Origin of the sequence: Martelella mediterranea DSM 17316, assembly GCF_002043005.1 — a bacterium.
GTDB lineage: Bacteria > Pseudomonadota > Alphaproteobacteria > Rhizobiales > Rhizobiaceae > Martelella > Martelella mediterranea.
Window position 1 is genome coordinate 2,577,747 of the sequence record NZ_CP020330.1, and the last position, 19,452, is coordinate 2,597,198.

The following is a 19,452-nucleotide window of genomic DNA, read 5'->3' on the forward strand; positions in this document are numbered from 1 at the left end:
CGAAAAAAGAAGCTAAGGAATTGGCGCCGCCGGGGCCCCGATATTGCATGGCCCCGGCGCGTCAGCTTCTGGTGAATTTCATGTCTGTCACAATGCCTACTGCGCAAGCAGCCGGCCATTCGTGGTTCTCCCACCTCAAGGAAACCCTTACCCTCGGCATCCCCCTCATCGGCGCGCAATTGGCCCAGCAGGGCATCAACGCCACCGATATCTTCATCCTCGGGCAGTTGAGCGCGCTGGATCTCGCAGCCGCGGTCCTTGCCACGCAGTATTATTTCACGATCTTCATCTTCGGCATGGGGCTTGCCATTGCGGTGATGCCCATGGTGGCGCAGGCCTATGGCCGCGGTGACGAGGTTGCCGTGCGCCGCTCCATGCGCATGGGCATGTGGGCCTCGATCATCTATGGGGCGCTGGCTTTGCCGTTGTTCTTCTGGTCCGAGCCGATCCTTCTGGCACTCGGTCAGGAGCCGGATGTCGCGGCCAAGGCGGCGCAGTATCTCCATATTGTCGGCATCGCGCTGTTCCCGGCGCTGCTGTTCCAGGTCCTGCGTTCGCTGGTCAGCGCCACGGGGCGGGCGCGGGTGGTTCTGTGGGTTTCGCTGTTGACGCTGGTTGTCAACGCAGTGGTCGCCTACGGGCTGGTGCTCGGCGGGTTCGGGATGCCCCAGATCGGCATTCGCGGCGCGGCGATCGCCACCTTTGTCGGTCAGGCCTTCGGCTTCCTGTATCTGGTCGCCTATATCGGCCGCGATGCGATGCTTGCCCGCTACGAGCTTTTCGTCCGCTTCTGGAAGCCGGACTGGCAGGCTCTCCGAGAGGTGGTCCTGCTCGGCCTGCCGATCGGGATTTCCGTTCTGGCGGAGGTTTCGATGTTCACCGTCTCGTCGGTGCTGATGGGGCAGATCGGGGCGATCCCGCTTGCCGCCCACGGCATCGTGCTTCAACTGGCCTCGATCGCCTTCATGGTCCCGCTCGGCCTGTCCCAGGCGGGGACGGTCCGGGTCGGCATGTTCCACGGGGCCGGCGACAGGGAGAATGTCATCCGGGCATCGGTGACGGTGATGGCAATCGCGATCTGCTTTGCCGTCGCCAGCGGCCTGACCTTCGCGTTCGCCCCCGTGCCGCTCGTATCGCTGTTCATGGATACCGGCTTGCCGAATGCGCCGGAGGTGCTGGCCTATGCCGTGCCGCTGGTGTTTGTCGCGGCGCTGTTTCAATTGCTCGATGGCGGGCAGGCGACGATGAACGGCCTGCTGCGCGGCCTCAAGGATACGCGGGTGCCGATGTTTCTGGTGCTGATCGCCTACTGGGTCGTCGGCCTGCCGCTCGCATGGCTGCTGGCATTTCCCTTCGGCCTCGAAGGCGTCGGCATCTGGGTCGGCTTCATGCTGGGGCTGGGGACTGCGGCGGTGATGCTCGCGCTGCGCTTCCGCCATCTGCTGCGCGCCGGAGCGGCGACCACCTAAAGGAAAGCGGCCGAGCCCGGTTGGGGCGGCCGCTCCCTGAGGCGGAAAAATATCAGACTGCTGACAAACCCTTACATACGTAGGTTTACGTCCTCACTGGTGTTCCCCCACAGGGGTCATGCTCGGACTTGATCCGAGCATCCAGGCGACTTAAGCGATTGAACTTCAATGGACTTATTGCGAACCCTTGCCGCGTTGCCTGGATCCTCGTGTCAAGCACGAGGATGACGCCGAGTTCGAGGACAGGTTTGTCAAAAAAACGGAGCGGCCGTCGTCCCGGCCGCTCTTTTAGAGTACGGGATTCTCGCTGTTACTTGGGCGAGATCATCAGTTCGGGGCGGACGATCTCGTCATATTCTTCGCCGGTCACAAGCCCGGTCGCCAGCGCTTCCTCGCGCAGCGTGGTGTTGTTCTTGTGCGCGGTCTTGGCGATCTTGGCGGCGTTGTCGTAGCCGATCTTCGGGGCCAGCGCCGTCACCAGCATCAGCGAGCGCTCGACGCCGGCCTTGATGTTTTCCTCGCGCGCCTGGATACCGACCACGCAATGATCGGTGAAGGAGCGGGCGGCATCGCCCAGAAGCTGGACCGACTGCAGGAAATTGTAGGCCATCATCGGATTGTAGACGTTGAGCTCGAACTGGCCCTGGCTGCCGGCAAAGCCGATCGCGGCCTGGTTGCCGGCGATATGGGCGCAGACCTGGGTCATCGCCTCGTTCTGCGTCGGGTTGACCTTGCCGGGCATGATCGAGGAGCCGGGCTCGTTTTCCGGCAGCGACAATTCGCCGAGACCCGAACGCGGGCCGGAGGCGAGGTAGCGGATATCGTTGGCGATCTTGAAGCAGGCCATCGCCGCCGCATTGATGGCGCCATGCGAGAACACCATGGCGTCGTGGGCGGCCAGCACCTCGAACTTGTTCGGCGCGGTCACGAAGGGCAGGCCGGTGATGCCGGCGACTTCCTCGGCCACCTTCTCGGCAAAGCCGACCGGCGCGTTGAGGCCGGTGCCGACCGCCGTGCCGCCCTGGGCGAGCTGGTAGAGGCCCGGCAACGTCAGTTCGATGCGTGCGATGGCGGAGGCGATCTGCGCGGTGTAGCCCGAGAACTCCTGACCAAGCGTCAGCGGCGTGGCATCCTGGGTATGGGTGCGGCCGATCTTGATGATATCGGCGAATTCCTTTTCCTTGGCGGCGAGCGCATCGTGAAGGTGCTTCAGGTTCGGCAGCAGGTGATGAACGATCTGCTCGGCGCAGGCGATGTGCATCGCCGTCGGATAGGTGTCGTTCGACGACTGGCTCATATTGCAGTGGTCGTTGGGATGCACCGGCTTCTTGGAGCCCATCTCGCCGCCGAGAAGTTCGATGGCGCGGTTGGAGATCACCTCATTGGCGTTCATATTCGACTGCGTGCCGGAACCCGTCTGCCACACCACCAGCGGGAAGTGATCATCAAGCTTGCCGTCGATGACTTCCTGCGCGGCTTCGACGATGGCGTTGCCGATTTCGGCGGGCAGCCGGTCGAGCGCCATATTGGCCCTGGCGGCCGCCTGCTTGACGATGCCGAGCGCGCGGACCACGGAAAGCGGCTGTTTTTCCCAGCCGATCTTGAAATTGCCGAGCGAACGCTGGGCCTGCGCGCCCCAGTAGCGGTCGGCGGCGACCTCGATCGGGCCGAATGTGTCGGTTTCTGTACGGGTTGCGGTCATGGTGTTTCTACTCCTGCCATTGCCCCGATGGGCGATCGTCCTTGCGAAAATCGGGATATGCAATCGCGCGCGCCGTGCCGCTCTGTCAATAATTGGCGAAAACTTATTCGATTAGTATCGGCGATTTGCCAACCGAAACTGACGAAAATGGGTGGTCGAAGCGGCAAAGCCTGGTCCCGTGGCCTGAAGGACGGCGAGGAAACATTTTTGCGGGGGAACCAGCGCCTTGTCGAACCGTTGAAATCCTGTAGCCCGGATCAATCGTCGCATGTTGCGTTGCACACAGAATTCGCTCGTGTTTAAGCCCCTGTTAATAGGCGCTTGATAGGCTGATCCGGAACGGCAATCGATCGGCAAGCGGACCAAAGTGTTGTTTTTCCACGACACAACCAGAAGGTTTGCGCACAGATAGCGCAAATGTTATTGGCTCGCCAACGGGCTTGCGGATAGGATGTCAATGAAATCGTTGACTTGCAAAACGGGGTAGAACATTGCGCAACAAACTCTCAGTTCGCGTTTCATCTGTGGCTCTGGCCGTGGCGGTTTCTGCCGCCTTCGTGCCGAGTGCGGCCAACGCCCTGACGCTGATGGACATCCTGCGCGGCCGGCAGAAGGAATCGCAGCGCGCGCCGGTGGTCGAGCAGCAGCCTCAGGTGCAGCAGCAGAAACAGGTCCAGCGCACCTACTCCGCCCCCAAGGTCGCGCCGCCGAAATATTACGCCTATCGCGCCGATCCCGTTCGCATGATCGATATCGGCGAAATTCGCGATCCGGTCGTTACCGGCTCGATCACTCCCGATGAAGCGGAGGTCGAAGAGACGACGACGGAAGTCGCCGCGCTCGATCAGGGCTCGATGACCGACGCCGTGGAAACGGAGACCACCGTCGCGATCGCCCAGGACGACCCGCGCCAGTATCTCGCCGATGCCCAGGTGAAGGCCATTGATGATGTCGCTTCGGCGATCGAGGACTATTATTCCAATGGCGGCGAGCTGATCTGGGTGCAGGATGGCAAGGTTTCGCAGAAGGCCCGCGCTGCCATGCGGACGCTCGGAAATGCCGACGTCTTCGGCCTGGAGCCCGACAACTACCGGGTTCAGCTGCCGGACCTGCTCGCGGCCGAGAACGAGGATGAGGAAAAGGCTGCCCTGATGCAGTTCGAACTCGCCCTTTCCGCCAAGGTGCTTGCCTACATGCAGGACGCCAAGCGCGGCCGCGTCGATCCGAACCGGATTTCCGAGTTCCACGATCTGAAGCGCAACCCGGTCGATCTCGGCGAAGCGATCGACAGCCTCGCCGGAACGGTTGAGGTCGCCGCGTTCATCGAAAGCTACAATCCGCAGAACCAGTTTTTCCAGGACCTGAAGGCGGAACTCGCCGAACTGCGCAGCACCGAAACCGTGGTTGAGCCGATCGTTTTCACCGGCAGCGTGTTCATTCGTCCCGGCCAGACAAACCAGAATGTCCCGAGCGTGGTCAAGGCGATCGAGCGCAAGGCCTCGCCGGAATTCAAGGTGGACCACGCGGAAATCTTCGCTGCCTATGACGGCGTCAGCGAGGAATACACGCCCGAACTGGTGACCCTTGTGAAGGACTTCCAGAAGTCGGCGGGCCTTTATGTCGACGGCGTTGTCGGCCCCAACACGGTAAGGGCCTTCGACGTCGAAACCAATGACGACCGCACCCAGAAGGTGCTCGACGCCATGGAGCGGCTGCGCTGGCTGCCGGATGATTTCGGCCCGCGCTATGTCTTCATCAATCAGCCGGCCTACCGCGTCTATTATCATGACGACAACGGCGAAAGCTTCGACATGGGCGTCGTGGTGGGTAACCCCACCAACCAGACCTATTTCTTCAAGGATGAGATCGAAACCGTCGAATTCAACCCCTATTGGGGCATTCCGCGCTCGATCGTCGTCAACGAGTATCTGCCCAAGCTGCGCGCCAATCCAAGCTATTTCGACCAGATCGGTTACGAGGTCAGCTATAATGGCCGCCGGGTCTCGTCCTCCTCCGTCAACTGGGCTTCCGCTCCGATGGTCGATGTGCGCCAGCCGCCGGGCGAGCGCAATGCGCTTGGTCAGCTGAAGATCCTGTTCCCCAACGATCACGCGATCTACATGCATGACACGCCGCAGAAGAGCTATTTCGAGCGCGACATGCGGGCGTTGAGCCATGGCTGCGTGCGTCTTTCCGACCCCAACAAGATGGCCGCCGCCGTTCTCGGCGTGCCGGAAACGGATATTGACGACTATATCGCGACCGGCAAGAACACCCCGGTCGACGTTCCGGAGAAATTCCCGGTCTATGTCGCCTATTTCACCGCATGGCCGGATGCCAATGGCGAGGTCCAGTATTACGACGATGTCTATGACCGCGACATGTATCTGAAGCGGGCCATGGACGCCGAGAGCGAGGCGCGCGTCGGCAGCTGATAGCTGGAGAATGCCCTAAACAACAAAGGCGCGTCCGGTCCGCGGGCGCGCCTTTTGCGTTTTACGGGTCATTGCTGCCGTTATTGCCGCGCAATCACCGCGCGCGCCAGATCGGGCGTCAGCTCGTCGAAATGGCTGATCATCCGGTCGGCGGCCATATCGGTGACCGGGCGGTCGGCGTAGCCGAAGGTGACGGCGATGGTTGCCGCTCCCGCGCCTTTTCCCGCATCGATATCATTGGAACTGTCGCCGACCATGACCGCGTTCGCGACATCGCCACTGGCGCGCGCGATGGTCTCCAATACATGGCGGGGATCGGGCTTGCGGAAGACGAAGGTGTCGCCGCCGGTGATCGTGGTGAAATAGCCGGTGAGATCGAGCGCGTCGAGCAGCGGCATGGTGAACGATTCGCGCTTGTTGGTGCATACCGCAAGGTCAAAGCCCGCGGATTTCAGCCGGTCGAGGGCCGCGACGATGCCGGGATAGGGGCGGCTTTCGCCGGGAATGCCCGCGCGATAGTGTTCGCTGAAGCGTTCGAAGCAGGCATCGAACGTATCTTCGTCGAGCGATCGGTCGCGATGCTCGAAAGCCCTTTCGATCATCACCCTTACGCCGCGGCCGACCAGTGTCTTCGTGTCCTCGACGCCGTAGGGGGCAAGCCCCACAGGGGCGATGGCGTGGTTCAGGCTTGCGATCAGATCCGGCGCTGTGTCGATCAGCGTTCCGTCGAGGTCGAATATGGCGAGCGGTGCGGGCATTGGCGCGGGTCCTTCATTTTCCGGCAGACGACGCTCGCCGTCCGCTTCACGGCCCGGTTCATACCCGCCAGTCGCGGGCCTGCCAAGCATTTGGCGCGGGCTTGGCGCAAAAGGTCTTTTGTTTGACGCGCGTGGCGTGTAAACACCTTACCGTTAGCCAGAAGGAGCATGTGACGCATGGATGCGCGTCAATTGAAGATAAAGGCTGCGGAAACCGCGCTTGAATATGTCGAAGACGGAATGCGGCTCGGCATCGGAACCGGCAGCACGGCGCGGGAATTCATCGCGCTCCTCGGCGAAAAGGTTGCCAGTGGGTTCAACGTCATCGGGGTTCCGACCTCCGAGGCGACGGCGCGCCAGTGCCTGGAACTGGGCATCACGCTGAATTCGCTCGACGAAACGCCGGAACTCGATCTCACGATCGACGGCGCGGACGAGATCGATCCCGCGCTCAATCTCATCAAGGGGGGCGGCGGGGCGCTGCTGCGGGAAAAGATCGTGGCATCCGCCTCGAAAGCCATGATCGTGATTGCCGACGAGACCAAGGTCGTGGATTGCCTCGGCGCCTTTCCGCTGCCCATCGAAGTCATGCCGTTCGGGCTCGGCGCCACCCGCCTTGCCATCGAACGCGCCGCATCATGGCTCAATCTTTCAGGCTCGCTCGACCTTCGCCAATCGGGCGACGGGCCCTATATGACCGATGGCGGGCACTATATTATCGACGCATCATTTGGCCGCATTCACGATGCACAGGCATTGTCAGACGCGCTCAACGCCATTGCGGGCGTTGTGGAGCACGGGCTGTTCATTGACATCGCGACACTCGCCATCGTTGCATCCGACGGCGGTGTACGTACACTCAAAGCAACTGAGTAGACAGGAGTCCTTTATGAAAACGAAATCCAGGTTCGGCCTTTCCGTGGCCATCGCCGCGACGATTATGGGACTTGGCGCCTTTTCGGTTGCTTCTGCGCAGGATATTTCGCCTGAGCATGAGGCCGCCGCCAAAGCCGCGCTCCAGGCCTTGGGCATCAACAACCAGTTCGATGAAATCCTGCCGAATCAGGCGGATCTCGTCCAGTCGCAGTTGACGCAGGTCTATCCGAACTACCACTCGCTGATCGACGAGGTCGTCACCGATACGGCGATCGCGCTGGCGCCGCGCCGCGCCGATCTCGAAAAGGAAGGCGCGCAGATCTACGCCAACATCTTCACTGCGGAAGAACTGAACCAGCTTGCCGAGTTCTATAGCTCCGATGTCGGCAAGAAGTTCATCCAGTATGGCCCGATCGCCGCGCGCGAACTCGGCCAGGCCGGCGATATCTGGGCGCGCGGCATTGCCCGCGATCTTTCCCAGCAGGCTCAGCAAGAGCTGAACCGGCGCATCGAAGCCGATGGCGGCACGCCCGTTGAGGCGACCGAGATTCCGGCAGTGCCCGCGCAGTAACAGGGCCATTCGCCCCTTGCATAACAGCCCGCCGACCCCGGCGGGCTTTATTTTTGGCGGAAAGTCGCCATATTCAGCCAAAATCGATTGTCCCCGAATACCCCCACCGCAAGGAGCCCTCCCATGACGCGCTATGACTTCGACCTGTTTGTGATTGGCGGCGGCTCCGGCGGTGTGCGCGCCGCCCGCCTTGCCGCCGCGATGGGCAAGAGGGTGGCGATCGCCGAGGAATACCGGTTCGGCGGCACCTGCGTCATTCGCGGCTGCGTGCCGAAGAAGCTGTTCGTCTATGCCTCTCAGTTTCCCGAGCATTTCGAGGACGCGGCCGGCTATGGCTGGACCGTCGGCGAGCGCAGCTTCTCGTGGCTGGCGCTGATTGCCGCCAAGGACCGGGAAATCGACCGTCTGGAGGGGCTCTACCGCAAGGGCCTGGAAACCAACGGCGCCGAAATTCTCGAGACCCGGGCGGAGATTGCCGGCGACCACCGCGTCCGACTGCTGTCATCCGGCCAGGAGGTGACGGCGGAAAAGATCCTGGTCGCGGTCGGCGGTCATCCCAACCCGCACCCGGAAATGCCGGGCTCCGAGCTTTGCATCTCCTCCAACGAGGCCTTTCATCTGGAGGAACTGCCGAAGTCGATCGCGATCACCGGCGGCGGCTACATCGCCGTTGAATTCGCCAATATCTTCGCCGGCCTCGGCGTCGAGACCACGCTTGTTTATCGCGGCGAGGAAATCCTGCGCGGCTTCGATATGGACATGCGCGTCAATCTGCGCGAGGCGATGGAGAAGAAGGGCATCCAGGTCATCTGCCGCGACACGATTGTCGAGGTCGCCCAGGCGGCCGATGGCAGGCTCAAGGCCCAGACCCATAACGGCCATGTGTTCAACGTCGACAAGGTGATGATGGCGCTCGGCCGGCAGCCGAACACCAAGGGGCTGGGTCTCGAATCCGTCGGCGTCGAACTGGATGCCAAGGGCGCGATCAGGGTCGACGATTATTCGCGCACCAATGTCGACTATATCTGGGCGCTGGGCGATGTCACCGACCGCGTTCAGCTGACCCCGGTCGCGATCCATGAGGCGATGTGCTTCATCGAGACGGAATATAAGGACAACCCGACCAAGCCGGATCACGACCTGATCGCGACGGCGGTGTTCTCGCAGCCCGAAATCGGCACGGTCGGTCTTCCGGAGCATGTCGCGGCCGAACGCTATGAGGAACTCGAGGTCTATCTCGCCAAGTTCCGGCCGATGAAGGCAACGCTGTCGGGCCGCGACGAGCGCACCGTGATGAAATTGATCGTCAATGCCGCCGACCGCAAGGTGGTCGGCGCCCATATTCTCGGCCATGAGGCCGGCGAGATGGCGCAGCTGATCGGCATCGCGCTGAAGGGCGGCTGCACCAAGGACGATTTCGACCGCACCATGGCCGTTCACCCCACGGCATCGGAGGAACTGGTGACGATGTACCAGCCGAGCTACCGGGTGAAGAACGGCGAGCGGGTCTAGACCCGCTTTTCCCGGAGAATGCGGCTGATCAGACGCGCCATCCCTTGGTGCCCTCGCCACTCATCGCCCTCCAGCGGGTCGGAGAGCGGATGGCGGGGCTTCTTTCTCCGGTGTCTGACGACGGTGAACCAGTCGAGCATGGCTTTCTCCATTTCTGCTTGACCGAAAGCTAGAGACGGCGGGACGGCGGCTGTAGAGCCGCGTATGAAAGGCTCGTTTCATCCGTGAACGGTTCGCGCTTGCGGGGCGGGACGGTATAAGATGGCCGTTTGACAACGGAGACAGCCGATGGCCGAGGCGAGCTGGGACGATCTGCAGCTTTTCCATGTGGTGGCGGAGGCCGGCGGGCTGAGCGGCGCTGCCGCGCGCACCGGCATCTCCGCGCCGACGATCGGCCGGCGCATGCTGGCGCTGGAACGCACCCTCGGGCGCTCGCTGTTCACGCGCTCGCAACGTGGGTATGAGCTTGCCCATGATGGCCGGGAATTGCTGAAGCAGGTGCAGAGGATGCGTGAGGTCGCGAGCGATATTGCCGACTGGCATGCAGAGGCCTTTGCCCTGCCTTTCGTCACCATCGCGACCGATTGCTGGCTCTCGCCGCTTATCGCCGACAATCTTGGCGAGGTGCGTCAAAAGGGCGATCGTTTCCGCATCTGTTGCAGTTCGGAAGGCGCCTCCGCCGACCTCACATTCCGGGCAGCCGATGTCGTCGTTCTGGCGAAACGGCCGGAAAGCGGCAATATTGCGGTTCTGCCTTCGGTGGCGATGGCCTACGCGGTCTATCGGCCAAAGGCTGCGGGATCGGAAGACCTTCCATGGATTTCGTTGGGGACCGCAGCGGCAAGCGAACCGCGCGACCGCTACGTGTTCGAGAATTTCGAAGGCGCGATCATGACCTGGACCGAGGACCGCCACCTGTTGCCGCGTCTCGCAATGTCGGGGGCCGGCAAGGCGGTCCTGCCGGTCTGGGTCGGTGATGGCCTTTCAGAGCTGGAGAGGGAAGGGGAGGTGATCGAGGCACTGACGCACCCGCTCTTCATCGTCGCCCATGATGATGACCGGCATCGCCGCGAGGTGCGTCTGGTCATAGAACGGCTGGCCGCCCTTCTGAAAAACAACGCTGCCCGGCTGGCGGGCAGGAGCGGCGACGATCGCGCGGGTATACAATAGAGCCGGAAGCGGCTATAAGCGCGCCAAAAATCGGGAGAGAGCATGTCCGGCGAGAGGCCGGGCGGGCAAGGACAGGTGATTGAAATGAGCAGCGCGAAAAACTGGACACCCGGAAGCTGGCGACACAAGCCGATCCTTCAGGTGCCGGAATATCCTGATGAGGCAAAGCTTGCGGAGGCCGAGGCCGCGCTTGCGACCTATCCGCCGCTGGTCTTCGCCGGCGAGGCGCGCCGTCTGAAGAAGGCGCTGGGCGAGGTGGCCGAGGGCCGCGGTTTCCTGCTCCAGGGCGGCGATTGCGCCGAAAGCTTCGCCGAACACGGCGCCGACACGATCCGCGACTTCTTCCGCGCCTTCCTGCAGATGGCCGTGGTGCTGACCTTCGGCGCCCAGCAGCCGGTGGTCAAGGTCGGCCGCATCGCCGGCCAGTTCGCCAAGCCGCGCTCCAGCTCGAACGAGACGATCAACGGCGTGACGCTGCCGAGCTATCGCGGCGACATCATCAACGGCATCGATTTCACCGAGGAAGCCCGCATTCCTGACCCGCAGCGCCAGTTGATGGCCTACCGCCAGTCGGCCGCGACGCTGAACCTGCTGCGCGCCTTTTCCATGGGCGGCTACGCCAATCTGGAAAATGTCCACCAGTGGATGCTCGGCTTCGTTAAGGACTCACCGCAGGGCGAACGCTACCAGAAGCTCGCCGACCGGCTTTCGGAAACCATGTCGTTCATGCGCGCGATCGGCATCCGCGCGGAAAACAACCACGCGCTGTCGGAGACCGATTTCTTCACTAGCCACGAGGCGCTGCTGCTCGGCTATGAAGAGGCGCTGACCCGCGTCGATTCGACCTCCGGCGACTGGTACGCGACCTCCGGCCACATGATCTGGATCGGCGACCGCACCCGCCAGGCCGATCACGCCCATATCGAATATGCCCGCGGCATCAAGAACCCGCTCGGCCTCAAATGCGGCCCCTCGCTCGCCGAGGACGACCTGCTGCGGCTGATCGATACGGTGAACCCTGAAAACGAGGCCGGCCGGCTGACGCTGATCTGCCGCTTCGGCCACGACAAGGTCGCCGACCATCTGCCGCGCCTGATCCGCGCGGTCGAGCGCGAGGGCAGGAAGGTGGTCTGGTCCTGCGACCCGATGCACGGCAACACGATCACGCTCAACTCCTACAAGACGCGGCCGTTCGAGCGGATCCTGTCGGAGGTCGAGAGCTTCTTCCAGATCCACCGCGCCGAGGGCAGCTATCCGGGCGGCATCCATATCGAGATGACCGGCAAGGACGTGACGGAATGCACCGGTGGCGCCTGGGCGCTGACCGGCGACGACCTGCACGACCGTTACCACACCCATTGCGACCCGCGCCTCAACGCCGACCAGGCGCTGGAACTCGCCTTCCTGCTCGCCGAGCGAATGAAGACGGCGTATGAGGAAAAGAAGCTCGCGATCAACGAGTGAGGACGCCCGGCAGGCACCGGATTTTCACATGATTTACGGCGCGCCGATTGTTAATCGCCTCTCGCCGCACAGCCCCCGATAATCTCCCCCCTTGAGGGGGAGATGTCGCGAAAGCGACAGAGAGGGGTAAAGGGCGCAAGCCCTAAAGCCGCAAACACTGTGCTCTCGGAGAGGGTTCACCCCTCTCTGCCCCTGTCGGGGCATCTCCCCCTCAAGGGGGGAGATTGAAGGAGAGTAACACTTTAGCTTTCTGTTTTGAGCCTCCGAGCCTTTTCCGGTTTGATTTTTCCCTGAAAACATGGTGTCCATCCCTCGTCGGACCTGAAAGGTGGAATTGCCATGGACAGCATCACAATAGCCCTCGCCCAGCTCAACCCGACGGTCGGCGATATCGCCGGCAATCTGGAGAAGTTGCGCGCGGCGCGGCAGACGGCGGCCGACAAGGGCGCGGACCTCATCATGTCGACCGAGCTGTTCATCTCCGGCTACCAGCCCGAAGACCTCGTGATGAAGCCGGCCTTCCTCGCCGCCTGTGAGAAGGTGGTGGAGGCGCTCGCGAAGGACACCACCGATGGCGGTCCCGGCGTGATCGTCGGCTTTCCGCGTCAGGGCGAGGCCGGGCGGCATAATTCGGTCGCGGTGCTCGACGGCGGTGAGATCATCGCGATCCGCGACAAGGTCGACCTGCCGAATTACGGCGAATTCGACGAGAAGCGCGTGTTCGTGCCGGGCGAGATGCCGGGACCGGTGAACTTTCGCGGCGTCAGGATCGGCATTCCGATCTGCGAGGATATCTGGGGCGAGCTCGGCGTCTGCGAGACGCTGGCCGAATCGGGCGCGGAACTGCTGTTGTCGCCCAACGGCTCGCCCTATTATCGCGGCAAGGTCGATGTCCGCCATCAGGTGGCGCTGCGCCAGGTGATCGAGACCGGCCTGCCGCTGGTCTATCTCAACACGCTCGGCGGTCAGGATGAGCTGGTCTATGACGGCGGCAGTTTCGGCTTCAACGCCGACCGCTCGCTCGCATTTCAGATGCCGCAATTTGCCGAAGAGATCATGCTTTCCAAGTGGCGGCGCGGCGCGGATGGCTGGATCATCGAAACCGGCGAGATGGCGGCGTTGCCCATAGGCGAGGCCTCGGACTACCACGCCTGCGTGCTGGGCTTTGCCGATTACGTCAACAAGAACGGCTTCAAGAGCGTGGTGCTCGGCCTGTCCGGCGGCATCGATTCGGCGCTGTGCGCGGCGATCGCCGTCGATGCGCTGGGCGCGGAGCGGGTGCATTGCGTGATGCTGCCCTACCGCTACACCTCCGAGGATTCGCTGAAGGACGCCGCCGATTGCGCCAAAGCGCTCGGCTGCCGCTATGATATCGTCCCGATCGAGGAGCCGGTGACCGGCTTCATGTCCGCGCTTGCCGATATGTTCGAGGGCACCGAAGAGGGGATCACCGAGGAGAACCTGCAAAGCCGCACTCGCGGCACCATTTTGATGGCGATCTCCAACAAGTTCGGCGCGATGGTGGTGACCACCGGCAACAAGTCGGAAATGTCGGTCGGCTATGCGACGCTCTACGGCGACATGAATGGCGGCTTCAACCCGATCAAGGACCTCTACAAGATGCAGGTCTATGGCGTCTCTGCCTGGCGCAACGGCGCGCGGCCGGACGGCATGCTGGGGCCGGAACGCGACGTGATCCCGCAGAACATCATTGACAAGAAGCCCTCCGCGGAGCTGCGTCCCAACCAGACCGACCAGGATTCGCTGCCGCCCTATCCGGCGCTGGACGATATTCTGGAATGCCTGGTGGAGAAGGAAATGTCGGTCGAGGCGATCGTCGCGCGCGGCCACGATGTCGAGACCGTGCACCGCATCGAGCACCTGCTCTATATCGCGGAATACAAGCGTCGCCAGTCCGCGCCGGGCGTGAAGATCACCAAGAAGAATTTCGGCCGCGACCGGCGCTATCCGATCACCAACCGCTTCCGTGACCGCTGACGCGCCTGGCAGGAACTGCCATGCAGTGACATGGGCGCTCACAATGCTATGCTCCGGGCGGTGTTTTGAGGAGATGTCCGGTGCGCAGTTCAGTCGAAATCTATGATATCGCAAGCCGGCAGGCGCGCGTCGTGTTCCAGTCCGATGCGCTGATCGAGGCGCCGAACTGGTCGCCGGACGGCGGCCACCTGATGGTCAACAGCGACGGCATCATGTACCGGCTGCCGCTTGATGGCGCGCCCGCGCTTGAGCGCATCGACACCGGCTTTGCCGTCCAGTGCAACAATGATCACGGCATCTCGCCCGACGGCGCGACCATCGCGATTTCCGACAAGTGCGAATTCGGCAAATCGGCGATCTATACGGTGGCGGCCGCGGGCGGCACGCCCAAACTGGTGACGGAAAATCTGCCCTCCTACTGGCATGGCTGGTCGCCGGATGGCGCGCGCTTTGCCTATTGCGGCATCCGCGAGGATGTCTTCGATATCTACACGATCGCGGCAACGGGCGGGGAGGAGCTGCGGCTCACCCATGGCGAGGGCCGCAATGACGGGCCGGACTATTCCTTCGATGGCGAATGGATCTATTTCAATTCCTCGCGCACCGGGCTGATGCAGATCTGGCGCATGCATCCGGACGGCACGGGCCTTGAGCAGATCACCGGCGATAATTACGGAAACTGGTTCCCTCATCCATGCCCGACCAATGACCGCGTCATCCTGATCTCCTACGATCCGGACGTGTTCGATCACCCCCGCGACAAGTATGTGCGGGTGCGGATGATGGACATGGATGGCGGCAATCTTGAAACCCTGTTCGAGCTTTTCGGCGGGCAGGGCACGATGAATTCGCCGAATTGGTCGCCAAAGGGCGATGCCTTCGCCTATGTGCGTTATCAGCCTGTCTGAAGTCCTCTCAACCCCCGCCCAAGAACCGCATGTCATCAAGTTGAAATACGACTCTGCTTTTAACTCTTGTGACGACAACAAGGCGGGGCGGGTCGAAGGCATGGAACCCAGGCAATTCAGAACACTGTTCATTTCTGATGTTCATCTCGGCTCCAAGGCCGCCAAGGCGGATTTCCTGCTTGATTTCATGCGTCATCACGAAGCCGACACCATCGTGCTCGTCGGCGATATCATCGACGGCTGGCGGCTGAAGCGGAACTGGTACTGGCCGCAGGTCTTCAACGATGTCATCCAGAAGATGCTGCGCAAGGCGCGCAAGGGCACGCGCATCATCTATATTCCCGGCAATCACGACGAGTTCCTGCGCAACTTCCCCGGCACCCATTTCGGCGGGGTCGAGGTCGCGGAGCGGATGATCTTCGAGGCCGGCGACGGTAAGAAATATCTGGTCATCCATGGCGATGAATTCGATGTGGTCGTGCGTCACGCCCGCGTCGTCGCCTATCTCGGCGACTGGGCCTATGATGCCGCGATCGCCATCAATCAGGTCCTCGCCTTCTTCCGCCGCAAACTTGGGCTGCCCTACTGGTCTTTTTCGGCCTGGGCCAAGCTGCAGGTCAAGCATGCGGTGAACTTCATCGGCGAGTTCCAGCGCGTGGTCGTTGAGGAGGCCCGCCGCAACGAGGTCGATGGCGTGATCTGCGGCCATATCCATCATGCCGTGATCGAGGATATGGACGGGATTCGCTACATCAATACCGGCGACTGGGTGGAAAGCTGCACGGCGGTGGCCGAGCATTTCGACGGCACGTTCGAACTGATCTCCTGGCAGAAAATCGAATCGGCGGAGGCGCCTGCCGCGGCCGAGCCGGTCGAGGCCGATCCGCTGCCGCTGCTTCTGGCCGCCCGCGACGGGAACCGCGCTGCATAAGCGCGGGCGAACGCTCTTCCCCGCCATTGAAAAGACTTGCAATCTCCGACAGCCCGTGAAAAGCCTAGCAAATGTTATTTGCAGGGTTGCGCCCTGGCCTGCGCGCCGGCTTCGAAGGTCGCGCGGTGCGCTGTCCGGTCGGCCGGATCGCGGCGTCCACCCGTTCCAAGAGCGCACGAAACTGGATACTGGCTTTTGCAGAAAGCGGATAATTCCACAGCCTCTCTCACCTTCAACGCCGGCGAGCAGCCGGCTGCGCTGTCATTTGAAGGTGATTGGACCGTTCACAACGCCGCAGCGCTCTACGGCGAACTCGACGGTCTCGGCGGCAAGCTGAAAGGCGCCGGCGGCGGCTCTGTGGTATTTGATCTCTCAGCCATCGCGGTGATCGACACCGCGGGCGCCTGGCTGATTCGCGAAGCCGAGGCCAAATGCGGCGATGCCGGTCTTAAAGTCGAGATGAGCGGCATGACGGACCGTCTCGGCGAACTGCTCGAGGCCATCCCCGAGGAGCTGCCGGAGCCGGAAAAGATTCCGGCCAGACAGCGGTCGATCGTCCAGCATGTGCTGGAGCCGGTCGGCATTTCCGCGGTGGCGGCCGGGCGCGATATCTATACCGGCGTCGGCTTCTTCGGCGCGCTTTTTGTCGGGCTCGGCGAGCTGTTTTCGAAACGCGGCGGCGTCAACATGGCCGCGATCACGGCTCAGATCGACAATATGGGCGTACGCGCTGTGCCGATCATTGCGCTGATGTCGTTTCTGGTCGGCGCGATCATCGCCCAGCAGGGGGCATTCCAGCTCAGCTATTTCGGCGCCGAGCTGTTCGTGGTCGATCTGGTCGGGATCCTGCAGCTTCGCGAGATCGGCGTGCTTTTGACCGCCATCATGATCGCCGGCCGCTCGGGAAGCGCGATCACCGCCGAAATCGGCGCGATGCGCATGCGCGAGGAAATCGACGCATTGCGGGTCATGGGGTTCGATCCGGTCGCGGTGCTGGTTTTTCCCCGCATGCTGGCGCTGCTCATCGCCTTGCCGCTGCTGACGATCCTGGCCAATTTCGCAGCACTCCTGGGCGCTGCGGTCGTGGTTGATCTCTATGCCGGCATCACCTATGAGACCTTCTTGCAGCGGCTGCAGGAGGCGATCGATCTTGCCGACCTGATTTCCGGTCTGGCCAAGGCCCCGGTGATGGCCGTGATCATTTCGATCGTCGCCGCGCTTGAAGGCATGAAGGTCGGCGGCAGCGCCGAATCGCTTGGTCAGAAGGTCACGGCCTCGGTGGTGAAGTCGATCTTCGTCGTCATTCTGGCCGACGGCATCTTCGCGATCTTCTACGCCGCGATCGATTACTGAGGAGCCGAGGTGGATATCGAACAGCAATCGCAGGGCGACAGGGACACGGTGCTCAGTGTGCGCGACCTCACGGTGGGGTTCGGCGGGCCGACGGTGCTCGAAAACCTCGACCTCGATGTCTATCGTGGCGAAATCCTCGGTTTCGTCGGCGGATCGGGCACGGGCAAATCCGTGCTGATGCGCACAGTCTTGCGGCTGAACCAGCGGCAGGCGGGAACGATCAATATTTTCGGCAAGGATTTCGACCATCTGAGTTACGAGGAGCGGCTGGCGATTGATATGCGTATCGGCGTGCTGTTCCAGCATGGCGCGCTGTTTTCGGGCCTGACCGTGCTTGAGAACGTGCAGGTGCCGATGCGCGAATATCTCGACCTGCCGAAAAAGCTCATGGACGACCTGGCGCGGCTGAAGATCGAGATGGTGGGTCTGAGGCCGGAGGCGGCCGAGCGCTATCCGTCGGAACTTTCGGGCGGGATGATCAAGCGGGCCGCCCTTGCCCGCGCGCTGTCCCTCGATCCGGACCTCGTCTTTCTCGACGAGCCGACATCGGGCCTCGATCCGATCGGCGCGGCGGAGTTCGACGAACTGATCGCCCGGTTGCGTGACACTTTGGGCCTGACGGTCTATATGGTGACCCATGACCTCGACAGCCTGCACGCCGTTTGCGACAGAATCGCGGTACTGGGCAAGAAGAGAGTTCTTGTCGAGGGAACGCTGGACAAGCTCCTCGCCTTTGACGACCCCTGGGTTCAGAGCTATTTCAGGGGCAAACGATCCCGCGCCATTTTCGGCGCCGGCCAGAATAGCCAATAGCGCGGACGGACAGTTATGGAAACCAAAGCAAATTATACCGTTGTCGGCTTCTTCGTCCTGCTGGTGCTGGCCGCCGGGGCCGGGTTCATTTTCTGGATGCAGGAATATGGCCGACAGGGCCCCGTCGCCGACCTTATCGTGCGCATTCCAGGTTCCGCGAATGGCCTCAGCGTCGGTTCCGCGGTACGCTTCAACGGCATCCAGGTAGGCTCGATCAAGTCTCTGGAAATCGATCCCAGCGACTCCCGCTACACCATGGCCCGGACCCAGGTGAAGGCCACCACGCCGGTCTACAAGAGCACCAATGCGAAGCTGGAGCTTCAGGGACTGACCGGTACCGGCTATATCGAACTGTCGGCCAATGGCGAGCAAGGCGACAATATCCTGCAGGAATCGCTGCGCACGGACGAGCCGGCGGAACTGACGGCCGACAAATCGGGCCTTTCCAACCTTCTGACCACCGCAGACCGGATCATGAAGCGTCTCGATGACACCGTCGGCCAGGTGCAGAAGCTGGTGGATGACGTCAGCACGCCGCTGACCCAGACGGTCAAGAACGTCGACACCTTCACCGGCGCGCTTGCCGACAATTCCGATCAGATCGGGGAGTTCCTCGAATCCATCGGCAGAATGTCCGATACCGTCGACGGGCTCGCCGGACGCCTCGACAAGACGGTGGCCTCGCTTGACGTTCTGATCAAGGCGGTCAACCCGGAAGAGGTCGGCAAGATCGTCACCAATGCAGAGACGATTACGACCAACGTTGCCGTCGCCTCGAAGAACCTGGAAGAGGTCATTACGCAGTTCGGCGATGCAATCGAAAGCTATGCTACGTTCGGAAAAACGGCGCAGGATGTGTTCAAGCAGGTCGATGCGATCGTCACAACGATAGATCCTGAAAAGGTCGGCAGTTCGATCGATGATTTCTCGGTTGTCATGTCGGACGCGAAGGTTGCCGTTGCGTCCGTCAAGAATGTCGCCGATTCGATCAGTGCCAAGACCCAGAGCATCGACACCGCGATCGAGAACGTCTCCAACATGTCGATCAAGCTCAATCAGGCGTCCACGCGGGTGAACGAAATTCTGGTGAAGGTTGACGAGCTGCTCGGCTCCGACAATGTCGAATCGCTGTCCGACCAGGCGCGCGATACGCTTGTCGCGGTGAAGCAGGCGGCCGAGACGCTGAATGCCCGGATCGGGCCGATCGCGGCGAATATCGAGAGCTTCTCGGGATCCGGCCTCAGGGATGTGCGCGGTCTCGTCAGCGATACCCGCCGCACGGTCGAAAGCCTCAATCGCACCATCGAATCGATCAGCAACGACCCGCAGCAGTTCATTTTCGGGTCCGACAGCATGAAAACCTATGACGGGCGCAACCGTTATTGAGCCATTGGCGAGCAGTGCCGGCGGATGCGGGCTATGGTTGCAATGCGGCAAGCCACTGAAAAAACAAGCATGTCAGGTCTTTGCAATCGCTGGCGTATGCCTTAAT

At 62.0% G+C, this 19,452-nt stretch carries 16 protein-coding genes; 13 read left to right on the forward strand and 3 right to left on the reverse strand.

Annotated elements, in window-relative coordinates; all coding sequences use genetic code 11:
• The first annotated feature begins 80 nt into the window (after positions 1 to 80).
• Positions 81 to 1,469 (forward strand): MATE family efflux transporter, encoded by a 1,389-nt coding sequence (locus Mame_RS12045; protein WP_051085082.1) that lies wholly within the window; start codon positions 81 to 83, stop codon positions 1,467 to 1,469.
• A gap of 310 nt (positions 1,470 to 1,779) precedes the next feature.
• On the opposite strand, the gene fumC is transcribed toward Mame_RS12045, so the two are convergent.
• Complete coding sequence (fumC, locus tag Mame_RS12050; RefSeq protein ID WP_018063676.1) at positions 1,780 to 3,171, reverse strand: class II fumarate hydratase; 1,392 nt, start codon at positions 3,169 to 3,171, stop codon at positions 1,780 to 1,782.
• Positions 3,172 to 3,707: 536 nt separating this feature from the next.
• Here fumC and Mame_RS12055 point away from each other — a divergent pair.
• Positions 3,708 to 5,606 carry a L,D-transpeptidase family protein gene (locus Mame_RS12055; RefSeq protein WP_412768643.1) on the forward strand — a complete coding sequence of 633 codons (1,899 nt, stop codon included), beginning with the start codon at positions 3,708 to 3,710 and terminating at the stop codon, positions 5,604 to 5,606.
• Between the two features lie 80 nt (positions 5,607 to 5,686).
• On the opposite strand, the gene Mame_RS12060 is transcribed toward Mame_RS12055, so the two are convergent.
• Positions 5,687 to 6,364 carry an HAD family hydrolase gene (locus Mame_RS12060; protein ID WP_018063674.1) on the reverse strand — a complete coding sequence of 226 codons (678 nt, stop codon included), beginning with the start codon at positions 6,362 to 6,364 and terminating at the stop codon, positions 5,687 to 5,689.
• 177 nt (positions 6,365 to 6,541) lie between these two features.
• On the opposite strand from Mame_RS12060, the gene rpiA reads away from it, so the two are divergent.
• The 3 genes from rpiA (at position 6,542) to gor (ending at position 9,323) form a co-directional block, all read left to right on the forward strand.
• Complete coding sequence (gene rpiA, locus Mame_RS12065; protein WP_018063673.1) at positions 6,542 to 7,240, forward strand: ribose-5-phosphate isomerase RpiA; 699 nt, start codon at positions 6,542 to 6,544, stop codon at positions 7,238 to 7,240.
• 13 nt (positions 7,241 to 7,253) lie between these two features.
• Positions 7,254 to 7,811: a DUF2059 domain-containing protein gene (locus Mame_RS12070; protein ID WP_018063672.1), complete on the forward strand. Its 558-nt coding sequence runs from the start codon at positions 7,254 to 7,256 to the stop codon at positions 7,809 to 7,811.
• Positions 7,812 to 7,934: 123 nt separating this feature from the next.
• On the forward strand, positions 7,935 to 9,323 hold the full coding sequence (gene gor / locus Mame_RS12075) for a glutathione-disulfide reductase (RefSeq protein ID WP_018063671.1): 1,389 nt from the start codon (positions 7,935 to 7,937) through the stop codon (positions 9,321 to 9,323).
• Here gor and Mame_RS26690 read toward each other — a convergent pair.
• A complete protein-coding gene (locus tag Mame_RS26690) occupies positions 9,320 to 9,463 on the reverse strand; it encodes a hypothetical protein (RefSeq protein WP_018063670.1) in 144 nt (47 codons plus the stop codon). The genes gor and Mame_RS26690 overlap by 4 nt on opposite strands.
• Positions 9,464 to 9,611: 148 nt before the next feature.
• On the opposite strand from Mame_RS26690, the gene Mame_RS12080 reads away from it, so the two are divergent.
• The 8 genes from Mame_RS12080 (at position 9,612) to Mame_RS12115 (ending at position 19,346) form a co-directional block, all read left to right on the forward strand.
• Positions 9,612 to 10,493 (forward strand): LysR family transcriptional regulator, encoded by an 882-nt coding sequence (locus Mame_RS12080; RefSeq protein ID WP_018063669.1) that lies wholly within the window; start codon positions 9,612 to 9,614, stop codon positions 10,491 to 10,493.
• An 84-nt stretch (positions 10,494 to 10,577) separates the two neighbouring features.
• Positions 10,578 to 11,957, forward strand: coding sequence for a class II 3-deoxy-7-phosphoheptulonate synthase (locus Mame_RS12085; RefSeq protein ID WP_033409692.1), 1,380 nt, complete (start codon positions 10,578 to 10,580; stop codon positions 11,955 to 11,957).
• 339 nt (positions 11,958 to 12,296) lie between these two features.
• Positions 12,297 to 13,955, forward strand: coding sequence for an NAD+ synthase (locus Mame_RS12090; RefSeq protein WP_018063667.1), 1,659 nt, complete (start codon positions 12,297 to 12,299; stop codon positions 13,953 to 13,955).
• Between the two features lie 80 nt (positions 13,956 to 14,035).
• On the forward strand, positions 14,036 to 14,863 hold the full coding sequence (locus Mame_RS12095) for a TolB family protein (protein WP_018063666.1): 828 nt from the start codon (positions 14,036 to 14,038) through the stop codon (positions 14,861 to 14,863).
• A gap of 100 nt (positions 14,864 to 14,963) precedes the next feature.
• A complete protein-coding gene (locus Mame_RS12100) occupies positions 14,964 to 15,794 on the forward strand; it encodes a UDP-2,3-diacylglucosamine diphosphatase (protein ID WP_018063665.1) in 831 nt (276 codons plus the stop codon).
• 195 nt (positions 15,795 to 15,989) lie between these two features.
• A complete protein-coding gene (locus tag Mame_RS12105) occupies positions 15,990 to 17,147 on the forward strand; it encodes an ABC transporter permease (RefSeq protein ID WP_018063664.1) in 1,158 nt (385 codons plus the stop codon).
• 9 nt (positions 17,148 to 17,156) lie between these two features.
• A complete protein-coding gene (locus Mame_RS12110) occupies positions 17,157 to 17,960 on the forward strand; it encodes an ABC transporter ATP-binding protein (RefSeq protein ID WP_018063663.1) in 804 nt (267 codons plus the stop codon).
• A gap of 15 nt (positions 17,961 to 17,975) precedes the next feature.
• On the forward strand, positions 17,976 to 19,346 hold the full coding sequence (locus Mame_RS12115) for an MlaD family protein (protein ID WP_018063662.1): 1,371 nt from the start codon (positions 17,976 to 17,978) through the stop codon (positions 19,344 to 19,346).
• The last annotated feature ends 106 nt before the right edge of the window (positions 19,347 to 19,452 follow it).